General features: G+C 59.8%; 10 protein-coding genes. 6 read left to right on the top strand and 4 right to left on the bottom strand.

Annotated elements, in window-relative coordinates:
- Positions 1–46 precede the first annotated feature (46 nt).
- Complete coding sequence (locus F3H58_RS15135; protein WP_003524379.1) at positions 47–685, top strand: trimeric intracellular cation channel family protein; 639 nt, start codon at positions 47–49, stop codon at positions 683–685.
- Between the two features lie 75 nt (positions 686–760).
- Here F3H58_RS15135 and irrA read toward each other — a convergent pair whose 3' ends face one another.
- The gene (gene irrA, locus F3H58_RS15130) at positions 761–1180 is read right to left on the bottom strand and encodes an iron response transcriptional regulator IrrA (protein WP_003507276.1); all 420 of its coding nucleotides are present in this window, start codon (positions 1178–1180) and stop codon (positions 761–763) included.
- A 317-nt stretch (positions 1181–1497) separates the two neighbouring features.
- On the opposite strand from irrA, the gene fabA reads away from it, so the two are divergent.
- The 5 genes from fabA to F3H58_RS15100 all read left to right on the top strand — a co-directional run bounded on the left by fabA (position 1498) and on the right by F3H58_RS15100 (position 5503).
- Positions 1498–2013: a 3-hydroxyacyl-[acyl-carrier-protein] dehydratase FabA gene (gene fabA / locus F3H58_RS15120; RefSeq protein ID WP_003507274.1), complete on the top strand. Its 516-nt coding sequence runs from the start codon at positions 1498–1500 to the stop codon at positions 2011–2013.
- A gap of 75 nt (positions 2014–2088) precedes the next feature.
- Positions 2089–3312 carry a beta-ketoacyl-ACP synthase I gene (gene fabB, locus F3H58_RS15115; protein WP_003524377.1) on the top strand — a complete coding sequence of 408 codons (1224 nt, stop codon included), beginning with the start codon at positions 2089–2091 and terminating at the stop codon, positions 3310–3312.
- A gap of 6 nt (positions 3313–3318) precedes the next feature.
- A complete protein-coding gene (gene fabI / locus F3H58_RS15110) occupies positions 3319–4125 on the top strand; it encodes an enoyl-ACP reductase FabI (protein ID WP_149742753.1) in 807 nt (268 codons plus the stop codon).
- Positions 4126–4316: 191 nt separating this feature from the next.
- A complete protein-coding gene (locus F3H58_RS15105) occupies positions 4317–4913 on the top strand; it encodes a TadE/TadG family type IV pilus assembly protein (protein ID WP_149742752.1) in 597 nt (198 codons plus the stop codon).
- Positions 4910–5503 carry a TadE/TadG family type IV pilus assembly protein gene (locus tag F3H58_RS15100; RefSeq protein ID WP_149742751.1) on the top strand — a complete coding sequence of 198 codons (594 nt, stop codon included), beginning with the start codon at positions 4910–4912 and terminating at the stop codon, positions 5501–5503. Before F3H58_RS15105 ends, F3H58_RS15100 begins: the two co-directional genes overlap by 4 nt.
- 39 nt (positions 5504–5542) lie before the next feature.
- Here the strand turns inward: F3H58_RS15100 and F3H58_RS15095 are convergent, their stop codons facing one another.
- The 3 genes from F3H58_RS15095 to F3H58_RS15085 form a co-directional block, all read right to left on the bottom strand.
- Positions 5543–7312, bottom strand: coding sequence for a sulfite reductase subunit alpha (locus tag F3H58_RS15095; RefSeq protein ID WP_149742750.1), 1770 nt, complete (start codon positions 7310–7312; stop codon positions 5543–5545).
- On the bottom strand, positions 7309–12810 hold the full coding sequence (locus F3H58_RS15090; protein WP_149742749.1) for a glutamate synthase-related protein: 5502 nt from the start codon (positions 12808–12810) through the stop codon (positions 7309–7311). Before F3H58_RS15090 ends, F3H58_RS15095 begins: the two co-directional genes overlap by 4 nt.
- Before the next feature lie 406 nt (positions 12811–13216).
- Positions 13217–14545 carry an MFS transporter gene (locus tag F3H58_RS15085; protein ID WP_149742748.1) on the bottom strand — a complete coding sequence of 443 codons (1329 nt, stop codon included), beginning with the start codon at positions 14543–14545 and terminating at the stop codon, positions 13217–13219.
- Positions 14546–14633: the final 88 nt, after the last annotated feature.

Below are 14633 nucleotides of genomic sequence, written 5' to 3'. Positions count from 1 at the left end.
CGACACTGACGTGTTCGCAGCCCGTGTTTCCGGGGGGAACCTTTTCATGACGCTTCTGGGTTTTCTCGACTATGCCGGCGTCGCCATCTTTGCCGCAACCGGCGCGCTCGCCGCCTCGCGCAAGCAGCTCGACCTGATCGGCTTCCTGTTTTTCGCCGCCGCAACCGGCATCGGCGGCGGCACGGTGCGCGATCTGGTGCTTGGCAGGACGCCGGTATTCTGGGTGGTGAACCCGACCTATATCCTCGTCTGCGTCTCGGTCGCGGTGCTGCTGTTCTTCACCGCGCATCTGTTCGAATCCCGTTACCGCGTACTGATCTGGCTCGATGCGCTGGGCCTTTCCGCTTATTGCGTCATGGGAGCAGCCAAGGGGCTTGCCGCCAGCGGCTCCGCAACCGTCGCCATCGTCACCGGCGTTCTGACGGCGACGTTCGGTGGTGTGTTGCGCGATATTCTCGCCGGCGAACCTTCCGTGCTCCTGCGCCCGGAAATCTACATCACCTGTGCGCTTTTGGGCTCCTCCACATTCATTGTCGTCTATTTCCTCGGCGCACCGCTTTATGCCGCATCAGCCGCAGGCGTCCTGACGGCCTTCGCCGTCCGGTCCGGTGCGCTGATCTTCGGCTGGACTTTTCCGCCCTACAAGGCAAAGCCCGGCAGACGGCCCGAAGATGTCATGAAGTGACATATGGAAATGACCGCCGAAAACAGAAATGGCGCCCCTGGGCGCCATTTTCACATCCGCTATCGGACTGAAGCCTTATCCGCGCTTGCGGCGAAGGCGGATGACCACGTCCACATGGGCGATTTCCATGCCTTCGGGCGCTTCCGGCAAATTGTCGATCTGGAGGTTATTGACGGGAATATCCAGAACCTCGTTCTCGCCCTCCACGAAGAAGTGGTGGTGATCCGAGACGTTGGTGTCGAAATAGGTGCGGGCGCCTTCCACGGCGAGAACACGGATGAGGCCGGCTTCGGTGAACTGGTGCAGCGTATTATAGACCGTGGCGAGAGAAACGGGCACGCCGGCGGTGACCGCCTCATCGTGCAGTTCCTCGACCGTCAGATGACGATCGCCCTTTGCGAAAAGCAGATCGCCCAAAGCCACACGCTGTCGCGTGGGGCGCAGCCCCGAGCGCCGCAACCTCGTTCCGATATCCAATGTGGCGTCAAATGCCATGCAATCCCATTCCAAACAGAGGTATGAAACTTACCAATTGCATTAGCATATATCTTTTGCGGCGAGTGCTTTCAATAGTTTCGGCGTGGCTTAGGCGCGGCAAATGGCGGCAAACCGGCCATTCCTGCAAATTTCCTCTGGTTCCAGCCGTACGGTTCCTGTATGCGGACGGCATATTGAGGTAATGACTTCTGGGAAGAAGGTTCGAAGACAAAGAATGGGGGCGGAGCGGCCTCTGCCCTTGCAGCGCTTCATTTTGAACCTAACTTGCTCTAGTGAAGTCGATCAACACCAGTAACTGGGGAAGTGAAAGCGGTATGGCAACGAGGCAATCAAGTTACAATTACGAGGAGATCCTGTCCTGCGGTCGCGGCGAATTGTTCGGCCCGGGAAATGCACAGCTCCCATTGCCCCCTATGCTCATGGTCCATCGCATTACCGAAATTTCCGAAACCGGCGGCGCCTTCGACAAGGGTTTCATCCGCGCCGAATACGATGTCAGCCCCGACGACTGGTATTTCCCCTGCCACTTCCAGGGCAACCCGATCATGCCGGGGTGCCTCGGCCTTGACGGCATGTGGCAGCTGACCGGTTTCTTCCTCGGCTGGCTGGGCGAAGAAGGTCGCGGCATGGCGCTTTCCACCGGCGAAGTGAAGTTCAAGGGCATGGTTCGCCCTCACACCAAGCTTCTTCAATATGGTATTGATTTCAAGCGCGTGATGCGCGGCCGTCTGGTGCTCGGAACCGCCGACGGCTGGCTCAAGGCGGACGGTGAAACCATTTATCAGGCGACGGACCTGCGCGTAGGCCTGTCGAAGGAAAAGGCTGCCTGAGGCAGACGGAATAGTCCTGACAAACGCCGGGCGGCTTCGGTCGTCCAGCCGAAATCTTAAGAAAAGGTCCCTTTCATGAGACGAGTTGTTGTCACCGGCCTCGGTATTGTTTCTTCCATCGGCGGTGATGCCGCTGAAGTCACCGCATCGCTGCGCAATGCCAAATCCGGCATTTCATTTTCACCGGATTTTGCCGAACACGGTTTCAAATGCCAGGTCTGGGGCAAGCCATCTCTCGACCCGACCGATCTGGTCGACCGCCGCGCCATGCGCTTCCTGTCGCAGGGCGGCGCGTGGAACCATGTCGCCATGAAGCAGGCCATCGCCGATTCCGGTCTCGAAGAGAGCGACATCAGCGGCAATGAGCGCACCGGCATCATCATGGGTTCGGGCGGTCCTTCCACCCGCACCATCGTCGAGGCAGCCGATATCACGCTGAAGAACAACAGCCCGAAGCGCATCGGCCCCTTTGCCGTGCCGAAGGCCATGTCCTCCACCGCCTCTGCGACGCTTGCTACCTGGTTCAAGATCCATGGCGTCAACTACTCCATCTCGTCGGCCTGCTCCACCTCGGCGCATTGCATCGGCAACGCTGCCGAAATGATTCAGTGGGGCAAGCAGGACGTAATGTTTGCGGGCGGCCATGAGGATCTCGACTGGTCCATGTCCAACCTCTTCGACGCCATGGGCGCCATGTCGTCCAAATATAACGAGACACCGAGCGTCGCCTCGCGCGCCTATGACGTCAACCGCGACGGTTTCGTGATTGCCGGCGGTGCGGGCGTGCTGGTTCTCGAAGAGCTGGAACATGCAAAGGCGCGCGGTGCGAAGATTTACGCCGAGATCGTCGGTTACGGCGCGACCTCGGACGGTTACGACATGGTGGCGCCTTCAGGCGAAGGCGCAATCCGCTGCATGCGGCAGGCGCTTTCCACGGTTAAGGGTGACATTGACTACATCAATACCCACGGTACCTCGACGCCGGTTGGCGACAGCAAGGAAATCGGCGCGATCCGGGAAGTCTTCGGCGACAAGATCCCGCATATCCAGTCCACCAAGTCGCTCACCGGCCATTCGCTGGGTGCGGCCGGCGTGCAGGAATCGATCTACGGCCTGTTGATGATGCAGGAACGCTTCATCGGCGAAAGCGCGCATATTTCCGAGCTCGATCCCGAATTTGCGGGCGTTCCGATCGTTCGCAGCCGCATCGACAACGCCAAGATCGACACCATCCTTTCCAACTCCTTCGGCTTCGGCGGCACCAACGCCACGCTCGTCTTCCAGCGTCATAACGGATAATTGCCCATGAACGGCATCATGCAGGGTAAACGCGGCCTCATCATGGGCGTCGCAAACAATCATTCCATCGCCTGGGGTATCTCCAAGGCGCTTGCGGCACAGGGCGCGGAACTGGCCTTCACCTATCAGGGTGAAGCGCTCGGCAAGCGTGTGAAACCGCTTGCCGCCGAGCTCGGATCCGATTTCATCGTACCATGCGATGTCGAGGATATCGCCTCGGTAGACGCCCTGTTCGCGACGATCCGCGAAAAATGGGGCTCGCTGGATTTCGTCGTGCACGCCATCGGCTTTTCCGACAAGAACGAGCTGAAAGGTCTCTACGCCGACACGACGCGCGAGAATTTCAGCCGCACCATGGTCATTTCCTGTTTCTCCTTCACGGAAATCGCCAAGCGCGCCGCCGAGTTGATGACCAATGGCGGCTCCATGCTGACGCTGACCTATAATGGTTCGCAGCGCGTCATTCCGAACTACAACGTCATGGGCGTCGCCAAGGCGGCCCTCGAGGCGTCCGTCCGCTATCTCGCGGCCGATTACGGCCCGCGCGATATTCGCGTCAACGCTATCTCGGCCGGTCCGGTCCGTACGCTGGCAGGCGCCGGCATCTCGGATGCGCGGGCGATCTACGCATGGAACCAGAAAAACGCACCGCTTCGGCGGACCGCGGATATCGACGATATCGGCGGATCGGCGCTTTACCTGCTGTCCAATCTGTCGCGCGGCGTAACCGGCGAATGCCATTATGTGGACTGTGGTTATAACATCACTTCCACGCCCACGCTGGAGGTCCTCGCCAGGGCCGATGCTGATTAAGCCTACGCCTCATCCGCTTTCGAGAAAGCCCGGCCCTGAGCCGGGCTTTTTTATTTTGGCACGTACCAAATTCGGAAATCACTAAAGTATAATTTATCGAAGTAATAGAATCTAAACATCGGGGTGGTTATGGTCCGCAACAAATTCAACGGTTGCGCTTGCCGCATATTCTTAGAGATAGACACCACCTCATGCGACTGGCCAGACTGAAGCCATTGCTGGAAAAATTCGGAGTCTCGCGCGACGGGACAGCAGCTATCGAATTCGCGATACTCGCGATCCCCTATTTCCTCGTCGTCTTTGCGATCATCGAGACCTTCATCGCCCTGATGGCGGAACAGGTCGTCGCCAATGCCACCGAGAACATGGCGCGGCGTCTGCGCACCGGGCAGATCAGCAGCTCGATTTCGAAAGAGGATTTCCGCAAGAGCTTCTGCAATGAAGTCTCGGTGATGATCACCTGCTCAGCGGATGAAATCCAGAAAGAACAGAAGCTCTATATCGATCTTCGCTCGTTTACCGCCTTCAAGGATATTCCGACCACGATACCGCTGAAGGCCTATGGCGAATATTACGATCTCGACACCGCCCAATTCGGCTTCAAGCCGGGCGGGCCGGAAACCATCAACATGTTGCGTGTCTATTATCGCTGGCGTGTGATTGCCGATATCATCCGGCCATACCTGACCAAAATACGTCCGGCCGACGGATCGATGCCCTCACATTTCCTCATCGTCGCGACAAATGCGTTCATGAACGAGAAATACATCACAGGCGGGGGCTCATGATGGCAGGGCTGGTGTCCGTTGCGGCAAACGGCAAACGACGCCTGATGGCGCTCGTTTCACGCTTTGCCAAAGATCGCCGTGGCGTGGGTGCGGTGGAGTTCGCGATCCTCTTTCCGATATTGCTTGCGCTTTATGTGACCTCTTTCGAATTGACGATCGGATACAACACCTACAAGCGGGCAAGCACTGCCGCAGCCTCCATCAACGATCTGATATCGAAAACAGGTTCCGTCGATAAAACCTATCTCACGGGCATGCAGGACGTCGCTGCCGCCGTGTTTGCGCCCTACAGCACCAAGGGTCTGCAGCTGAAGATCAGCGGCATCAAGATCGATGCGCAAAAAAAAGCGAAAATCACCTGGTCCTGGGATGAGAAGAATCTAAGACCCTATGCGGTGGGATCGCCGGTCGCCGTTCCGACACGCCTGCTCGTGGAAAACAGCTTTCTCATCCACGTCGAGCTGTCCATCCCGCATGAATTGCTGATGTTCATGACCGATATTTCTTCGTCCGGGGTGAAGTCGATTATGATCGGCCGCGAGTATTTCTTCAAGCAGCGCGACGCCGAGACCGTCTGCACCAATTGCTGAACCAATCGGTGCGTCAGGACGGTCTCGTCATGGCAATAGTTAGTAGACGTCGCGCAGATAACGTTTTTCGCGTTTCAGCCGGTTCACATACTCGCTCGCCGCCTCAGCGGAGATGCCGGCCTCATCGCTGACGATGCTGTGCAGGGCATCATCGACATCCTTCGCCATGCGGGTCGCGTCGCCGCAGACGTAGAAATAACCGCCCTCTTCAAGCCATTGATAGAGCGCCTTGCCGTTCTGCCGCATGCGGGTCTGGACATAGATCTTCTCCGCCTGATCCCGCGAGAAAGCGAGGTCGAGGCGGGTGAGCACCCCATCGCGGCTCATGTCGCCAAGCTCGTTTTCATAGATGAAATCCGACTGCCGGTGCTGATCGCCGAAAAACAGCCAGTTCCTGCCCTTGGCGCTGCGCGCCTGACGTTCCTGCAAAAAGGCCCGGAAGGGGGCGATGCCCGTGCCCGGTCCCACCATGATCATAGGCGCGTCATTGTTCTGCGGCACACGAAACGCCTTGTTCGGCGAGACGAAAATCCCGGCACTCTGCCCGGCCTCCACGCGGTCGGCGAGATAGGTGGAGCACACGCCCCCACGCTCACGGCCCTCGGCGCGATAACGCACGCTGGCGATGGTCAGATGCACGCTGTTTTTTGCGACCAGCGGGCTGGAAGAAATGGAATAGGCGCGATGTTGCAGCGGCTTCAGGAATGTCACAAATTCAGTAACATCGAATAGCGGCTTTACGCCGAGATTGATGAGGTCGAGAATATCCTTGCTCCAGAGAAAGGCGGCCAGTTGCTCCCTGTCTCCGTTTGCGAGAATGTGGTTGAGTTCGTCATTCCCCGCCCGTTTGCCGATTTCGGCGACGAGTTCGCGCGAAGGCGTCGATATCTCGAACGTGTTGAGAAGCGCATCGCCGATCGGCCAGTCCAGCCCGGCGATTTGGCTGTCCGCAGCCGCTCCGAAGTGTTCGAGCAGCGCGTCGACCAGTTTCGGATCGTTCCGTGGCACGACGCCAAGAGCATCACCCGCCTCATAGTCCAGGCCGCTTTCGCCGAGATCGAATTCGTAGTGGCGAATTTCCTTGGACGAGCCGGGACCGGACAGGCGGCGATTGACGCTTAACTCAGCCGAATAGGGATTTTTGCGGCCCCAGCCCTGTTTTGCCCGCACGGGCGGCTCGGCGATGTCGGGCATGGTGACAGATGCCGCATTGCCGCCATCGACAGCAAGCGCGAGCGGCAGGGTCTCGCCGATCCATGCGGCGGCCGCGTCCTCGAAGTCGATATCGCAATCGATACGCGTCTTCATACGCTTGCCGCCGAGTTGTTCGAACCGCGTATCGATAAGCTTGCCCGCCTGGCAGAAGCCGTCATAGCCGGTATCGCCGAGCGCGAGCACGGCAAAATTCATCTCGTCCAGACGCGGCGCGCTGTCCGCAGCGAGCGCTTCCCAGAAAAGCTGGGCATTATCAGGCATTTCACCTTCGCCATAGGTCGAGGTGACGACGATGACCCGCTTCATGGCGCCGAGACTGTCCATCGAGACATCATCGAGTGCCGTCACCACCGGCTGCATGCCCTGCGCGCGGGCGGCGGCGGCAATATCCATCGCCAGCGCCTCGGCATTGCCGGTCTGGGTGCCGAAAAGAATATTCAGCACGCTGGCCGCCGCGCTGGGAGCAGCAGCGGCAACCGATGTCTCCAGGCCGATGGCGGCGCGGGAATGGAGCCCCGCCAGAAAACCGGAAAGCCATGCGCGCTGATCACCGTTGAAGGGCGCGTCTTCGGGAATATAAGGTATCTTCATCATGCTGCCCTGTGGCTGGATGCGGTGGCGAGGTCGGGAATGGCGCGGGCTGCGAAAAGCTCCTCAAAGCCCGGCAGACGGCCGATCTTCTCAATGTTTTTCCGGTTCTGCTGAATGATCCAGCCATAGGTGCCGGGACTGTCGACCGACCAGATGTTCCTGCGCGCCAGCGCCTGCTTGTAATCGTCGAGACGCTTGGCGGCGATCATCATCGCAAGCTGTTCATCGCTATGATCTGAAAGCGCCTCGCGGGCATATTTCAGCAACCGCTGCATCAGCGCATAGTCTTCCGTGAGGATGAGATTGCGCACGGCTTTTTCAATGACCGGGTCGGAAGGACCCGACGCCATCGGCAGCCACTGCAGGGCGATGGCCTGCGCCATGCTCAACACCGTGTAATTGTTGAGCAGCGCGTACATTTCCTCGGTATCCGTCTCGCCATAACCCGGCACCCTTCCATTCAAGACAGCCTTGCGGTCACGATAAGCGAGCTTGAACTTGCGCAGTTGATGGGCGGCAAGCGCGGATGCCAGTTCCTCCAGCAATTCCTTGCGGGGCTTCGCCTTCAGAATCTCATCACTATCCTGATAAAGCAGCAGGGCGCGTGGCATGCCGTAAACGAAGTTGTGCTGTTCACTTTCCCAGTTTTCCAGAAGCCATGCCGCCTTGGCCGAGCCGGTTTCTGCGACATGCCAAGTCAGAAGCTGGTGGATGGCCTGATTATGAATGGCGGCCTGTTCACCCTCACCGGTGACTGAACCCAGCAGGATGGAATCGTGGCTGACTTTCTTCGGCAGATCGCCATAGGGATCATACTGATAAACGAAGCCGCCGCTCATGCCATTGCCAAAACCCTTGCCGAAGCTGCCGAGGTTCAGGACCGCGCCGTTGGTCATGTATTCGCAGGCGAAATCACCCACGCCTTCGACGACGGCGGTGGCGCCGGAATTACGCACCGCGAAACGGTCGCCCGCCTGCCCTTCCACGAAGGTGCGGCCGCCGGTGGCGCCGAACAGCGCGAAATTGCCGACCAGCACATTGCCGCCCGCCTCTTCCGAGCCGCCGCCGGGGGAGCGCACGACGATGGTGCCGCCACAGGCGCTTTTGCCGACGCCGTCATTGCAGGTACCGGTGTGGACCATGACCATGCCGTCATTGCAGAAGGCACCGAAAGACTGCCCGGCGGAACCGGAGGTATCGATGCGCACCGAACCCGCCTCAAGGAACCGGCGGCCACGGCTGTCCCGCTTCACGGCCGGAAGCGCATCCGCGTCTTCGTCGGAAAGCTCGTGGTTCAGCATGCGTTCAATATCGACGGCGAGCTGGCCGCCGACGCTCTTGTTGCAATTATTCAGGAAGCGATTGCCGCCCAGCTCGATTCTTTCCCGCTTGCTGTCAACCAGAGCCGAGCGCACGAGTTCGATGAAGGCATCGTCCAGCCCAAAATCCTTTTCCATATAGACGGGGCTGTCGATCTTCACCTCTTCGACCACGGCAAGCATTGCCCGGAGGTCAAGCTGGCCGACGCTCGCCGGATGATCGAGGAGGTGAAGAAGATCGGAACGGCCGCGTGCTTCCCGCAGCGAGCGCAGCCCGAGTGCGGCCAGAATCTCGCGCGTTTCATGGGCGATGTTCATGAGATATTGCGCCAGCGCGCGCGGATCGCCGTTGAAGGCCTCCTGATTGGTGGTGAGACCGGCCGGGCACTTGATGTTGCAGTTCTTGGCCATGACGCATTTCAGCATCATCAGCGCCGTCGTGCCGAATTCGAAACTGTCACCGCCGAGGAGTGCTGACTTCACCACGTCGCTCGCAGTCTGGTGCGCGCCGGAGCAACGCAGCAGCACCTTGGCGCGCAGGCCGGTGGCGCAAAGCGCCTGATGGACCTCGGCAATGCCGATTTCCGCCGCGCGGCCGGTATATTTGAGGCTGGTGACGGCCGCCGCCCCCGTGCCGCCGGTATTGCCGGCGACATTGATGACATCCGCCCCCGCCTTGGCGACGCCGACCGCAATCGTGCCGATACCTTCCGACGAGACCAGCTTGACGATGACGCGCACGCGCGCCGCCTTGGCGTCATGGATGAGCTGGGCCAGATCCTCGATCGAATAGGTGTCGTGATGCGGTGGCGGCGAGACAAGCTCGACGCCCGGCGTGCCACCGCGTGCGGCGGCGATTTCCACCGTCACCTTGGGAGACGGCAACTGCCCGCCCTCGCCCGGCTTTGCGCCCTGACCGATCTTGATCTCGATCTCTTCCAGCATCGGATCGGCAAGATAACCGGCCCAGACGCCGAAACGGCCAGAGGCGAACTGCTTGATGCGCGAAGCACGGATGGTGCCATAACGGGAAATATGCTCGCCGCCTTCACCCGAATTCGACATACCGCCAACCATGTTGGTGCCATGGGCAACCGCTTCATGGGCCGCAGCAACCAGCGCGCCGTGGCTCATGGCACCCGATGCGAGGGTCTTGGTGATCTCGCTCGCCTTCTGAACGGCATCGAGCGGAATGCTTTCCGGTGCGGTGCGGATAAGCGAGAGATAGGCGGATGCTTCACCCTGCGCCTGAACCATGAGCGCGCCACCTTCCAGCCAATGGCCTGGAATATCCGCACCGAAACGGTCAAGCAGCGACTGGCCGAGTGCGGCAAGCCGGGCAAGCTCATGACCGTGCGGGCCGGTCAGCTGCAGCCGGAATGCGCCTTCGCCCGCTTCCTCGCAGCGCAATCCGCGCACCATGAAACTGTTATTGCCCTGACGGGAAAAACGGCCCATTTCCCGGCGAAATTCTTCCGCGGAACCGGCGAAGGTCACATCGGCGGGCAATTCCAGAACATCGCGCAGAGCGGCGGGGCGGCGCGCCCTTTCCTCGGCCATCATGCGGGCGAAGGCGCGGTAACCGGGCGTTACCTCGAATTTGTCGATGGCCTCCGGGGTCAGCCGGTCGAAGCTGTTGTGATAATAGGCCGCATCGTTGAGACCGAAGGCATCTTCCAGCCGGTTGAGCGGCAGCAGGCGCAAAGCCTCCTCGTTTTCGGTTCCCTTGTCGAAACCGATCTTTTCTTCCGTCATATCCACGAAACCGCGTACCGCCGTCGTGCCATAGGAATGGCCGGCGCCTTCCGCACGCTCCTTGAAGAGACCGAGCAGCGGAATGTCGTTTTCGCCCTTCACGGACAGCGCCTTGCGGTGCCAGTCCGCCACGGCCTGCGCGATGACGGCGAAGTTGACGCCGCCAACCGGGGTCTTCACATTGGGGAAATAGCGCTTCAGTACCGCATCGCCGGTATCAAGGAAGTTCGGTTCGAAGAACTCGCCGCCGATATAGCTTTCCGCCGTGCACAGGCCGACCTTGCCCATGGTCTTCATCAGCGACTTTTCCGCCGCCTTGGCAAAACGCTTGAAGGCCTTGTCGGCATCAGCACCGAATTTCTCCTCGGCGCGGAACTGCACGCCAAGCGGATAGACGGCAGAAGCGCCGAAGCCGAGGCCGGCTGCTATGTGATGCGAGGAAGAAAACTGGCCACTTTCCACGATCAGGGAAATGCGCAGCCGCAGACCTTCCTCGATCAGCCGCTGATTGATGGCGGAGACGACCATGATCATCGGCAAGGCCGCACGGCCTGCCGAGACATGCCGGTCGGTGATGACGGCGATGCCGCCTTCCTCAGCTGCGAAAGCCACAACCTCATCGCAGAGACCATCGATTGCCTGCCGCAGGGCCGTTTCATTGGCCTCCGCAACATCGAAGACCGGCGAATAGAGCATTTCGAAACGGCGAAGGGGCGTCTCCGACTGCTCGCGAATACGCAGCATATCGAGATGGGTGAGGATGGGGGAGCGCACGACGATCTGGCGGGCCTTCTTCGCACCGCTGTTCGGCTTCGCACCGAGGGCGACACGCAACGTCATGCCGTCGGCCTCACGAATACTGTCGAGCGGAGGATTGGTGACCTGCGCGAAGCGCTGTGAGAAATACTTCGCAACCCCGCCTTCCTGATCGGAAAGCGCGTTGATGGCATTGCCGTAACCCATCGCCGAAATCTTTTCCGCGCCTGAGGCCAGCATCGGGTCCATCAGGAATTTGAAGCTTTCCTGATTATGCGAATAGGCGACATAACGCTGGTGGCGTTCCAGATCACCATTGTAACGGAGCGGCGAGCCCTGCTTTTCCGCCGGCACTTCCGGCAGATCTTCCAGCATGACACGGGCTTCGCGCAGCAGGGATGAATAATCGCGGCGTGAGGCGAGAAGGTCCAGCGCCTCGACGGTGGAAAAGGCGCGGCGTTCTGCATGGTCGTAATAAAGCATGCCGCCCGCCTCGATGCGGCCGCGACGGATGATGCTTTCCGCCGGAAAGGCGATCTGCCCGGCTTCCGACATGACGCAGAGATAGTCTTCCGTCTCGACGGTGCGTAGCGGGCGCAGGCCGAGGCGATCGAGCCGCGCGCCGATGATGGTGCCGTCGCCGAAGATCAGCGCGGCCGGGCCGTCATTCTTCTCCTCATAGAGCGAGAAATATTCCAGCATCGCCTTAACGCCCGGTGACAGGGTATCGTCGTTTTCCCAAGCCGGCGGCATCATCGAGACCACGGCGGTGACGAGGTCGAGACCGTCTTCCATCACCCGCGCCTGCAGGGTTTGATCCAGACGGCAGCTATCCGACTGGCCCTTCGGGCGGATGATGCTGGCATTCTTCGCCAGCGCCACGGCCGCTTCCGACAGCCGGTTCTTCTTGTCGGTGTTGAGCTCGCCATTATGCGCCATCAGGCGGAAGGGCTGCGCCATGGAAGGGTGCGGGTCGGTATTGGTGGAGAACCGCGTGTGGAAATACATCGTATGCACTTCATGGCGCGGATCGGTGAGGTCGCAGAAATAGGGCATGACCTCATGGGAGTTCAGGCGGCCTTTCAGAACCTGCGTGCGGGCGCTGAGCGACAGCGGATAAAAGCCGGCAAGTTCCGGCACCGTATAGGCAAGCGCCTCGATGGCCAGCAACGCCTTGTGGATGCGCCAATCAAATTCGGCAAGGGTTGCGCATTCGGCAGGAGCCGAGAAAACCCATTGGCGGATCGGCAACTGGTAAGGGATGGCGGCGGGACGGATGGCCGCGTCATTCACAGGTACATCGCGCACGAACAGTATTACAAAGCCCTGCTCTTTAAGGGCGTTTGCGATGATACCGACCGCCTCGCCGTGGAAAGCCGGATTTTGCGGCAGGAAAAAATTGCCGATGCCGAAACGGCCGGCCTGCAAGCCCTCCTCACCCGTCAATTCCCGAAAGAAGGAAAGCGACAAATCCAGCGACACGCCCGCGCCATCGCCGACACCTTCCGCGGACATGCCGCCGCGATGCGGCACGGCACAGAGAGCCTCGTGGCCGCGCTTCAGCACATCATGCGTCTGCACGCCGTCCTTGCGGGTGATGAAACCGACACCACAGCTGCTTTTTTCAAAAGCCGCATCGTAAAGGCCGAATTTTTGCTCCGTCACACTCAAGGCACTCTCCTCTCGTTGCGCATTTCGCGCGGCATCGCCCTCTTTCCCGAAACCCGGCGCGTCAGCCGGCACTCTGCGGGCGGAGCCGCAGGCGACCTGGCTGCTCCTCATTCTTCTGCTTATCGGCGTTTAATGGCGCGAACGGTCGTTTTGCGGCCGTCAAACGGCTTGGCGGCGATGGCCGCTTTTTCGCAAATAATGATCGTCGTCGTTCGCATCGCGTTCCCTGAAGGCCGGCTTTCCGGCAGTGAGATACACTGAATTACGTCAGTATTGCTTACATAATATTTCATGATCGACTAAGTCAAGATTAAAATCGACCCGGCGCAATAAAAAAACAAAAACGCCGCGAAATCCGACAGGATTCCGCGGCGCGATGGCTGCAGGGATTTTTAAATTGCCCGGATCACTCCGAAGGCATGTCCAGCGTGCGGCTGAACCAGAGGGCAATCAGCGTGCAGAGCGCACCCGACATCAGGTAAATGCCGACTGCGAAAAGGCCGAATTTGGACGAAAATCCGAGCGCTACGAGCGGCGCGAAGCCAGCACCGATCAGCCAGGAAATATCCGAGGTGAGCGACGCGCCGGTATAGCGGTACTCACGGCTGAAGCGGGAAGCAAGCGCGCCGCCTGCCTGACCGAAGGACAGGCCAAGCAGAGAAAAGCCGATCAGCACAAAGAGATAACGGCCAATATCACCGGAACCAAGAAGAACCGGTGCAACCAGACTGAAAAGGCCGATCAGCACCGCCGCGATGGCCAGAAGCTTCCGCCGGCCGATCCTGTCGGCCAGAATACCGGAGACCACGATCATTCCGCCGGCGATGATGGCGCTGACGAATTGCACGAACAGGAAGTCCGAGACACGCTGGCTGGTGTTGAGCGAAACCCAGCTCAGCGGGAAGACCGTGACCAGATGGAAGAGCGCGAAGCTTGCCAGCGGCACGAATGCTCCCGTGACGACCACCGGAAACTGCGAGCGCAGCATCTTGAACATGGGGCGCGGTTCCAGCTCGTGCTGCTCCAGCATGGCCTGGAATTCCGGTGTCACGATCATGCGCAGGCGGGCGAACAGCGCGAGAACATTCAGCGCCAGCGCCACGAAGAACGGGAAACGCCAGCCCCAGGCGAGGAATTCCGCATTGGAAAGCTGTGTGACGAAGACGATGAAAAAGGCGCTGGCGAGACCGAAGCCCATGGCCGCACCGATCTGCGGCATCATGGCGTACCAGCCGCGCTGTTTCTGCGGCGCATTCATGGCGAGCAGCGACACCAGACCGTCCCATGCGCCGCCAAGCCCAAGGCCCTGGCCGATGCGGAACACCGCCAGAAGACAGGGGGCAAGCATGCCCGCTTCCGCATAGGACGGAAGAAAGCTGATCGCCATGGTGGAACCACAGAGCGTGAAGAGAGCGGCCATCAGCTTCACGGCGCGCCCGAATTTGCGGTCGATCTGGAGGAAGATCAGCGAGCCGATCGGCCTTGCGATAAAGGCCAGCGAGAAAACCGCGAAGGAATAAAGCGTTGCCGTCAGCGGGTCGACGAAAGAAAAGAAGACGTGGGGGAAAACGAGCGCGGAGGCGATGGCATAGATGAAAAAGTCAAAGAATTCCGTCATTCTCGCAAGAATGACCGCAATCGTGATGCGATCCGGATCGACCTTGACGGGACCGACCCCGTTTCTGTTCGCCTCCGGCGCCTGCCCAAAGGATGGAGCAGCATTCGTATAACTCATAATATCCCTCCTGCGTCATGGACGAACCATTTCCTGTAACGCGCCGGCTCCTCTTCCGTTGCGTTACGATGCGGCGGATTGTCACACG

The sequence above is a fragment of the Rhizobium sp. NFACC06-2 genome (assembly GCF_900101425.1).
Taxonomy (GTDB): domain Bacteria; phylum Pseudomonadota; class Alphaproteobacteria; order Rhizobiales; family Rhizobiaceae; genus Agrobacterium; species Agrobacterium leguminum.
This window is presented reverse-complemented; position numbering and strand designations above follow the sequence as displayed.

Bases quoted from the DNA above. Each gene is read 5' to 3' on its own strand.
- F3H58_RS15100 (WP_149742751.1), top strand. From the start codon at position 4,910: ATGATGGCAGGGCTGGTGTCCGTTGCGGCAAACGGCAAACGACGCCTG.
- F3H58_RS15105 (WP_149742752.1), top strand. From the start codon at position 4,317: ATGCGACTGGCCAGACTGAAGCCATTGCTGGAAAAATTCGGAGTCTCG.
- fabI (WP_149742753.1), top strand. From the start codon at position 3,319: ATGAACGGCATCATGCAGGGTAAACGCGGCCTCATCATGGGCGTCGCA.
- F3H58_RS15095 (WP_149742750.1), bottom strand. From the start codon at position 7,312: ATGATGAAGATACCTTATATTCCCGAAGACGCGCCCTTCAACGGTGAT.
- fabA (WP_003507274.1), top strand. From the start codon at position 1,498: ATGGCAACGAGGCAATCAAGTTACAATTACGAGGAGATCCTGTCCTGC.
- fabB (WP_003524377.1), top strand. From the start codon at position 2,089: ATGAGACGAGTTGTTGTCACCGGCCTCGGTATTGTTTCTTCCATCGGC.
- F3H58_RS15135 (WP_003524379.1), top strand. From the start codon at position 47: ATGACGCTTCTGGGTTTTCTCGACTATGCCGGCGTCGCCATCTTTGCC.
- F3H58_RS15085 (WP_149742748.1), bottom strand. From the start codon at position 14,545: ATGAGTTATACGAATGCTGCTCCATCCTTTGGGCAGGCGCCGGAGGCG.
- irrA (WP_003507276.1), bottom strand. From the start codon at position 1,180: ATGGCATTTGACGCCACATTGGATATCGGAACGAGGTTGCGGCGCTCG.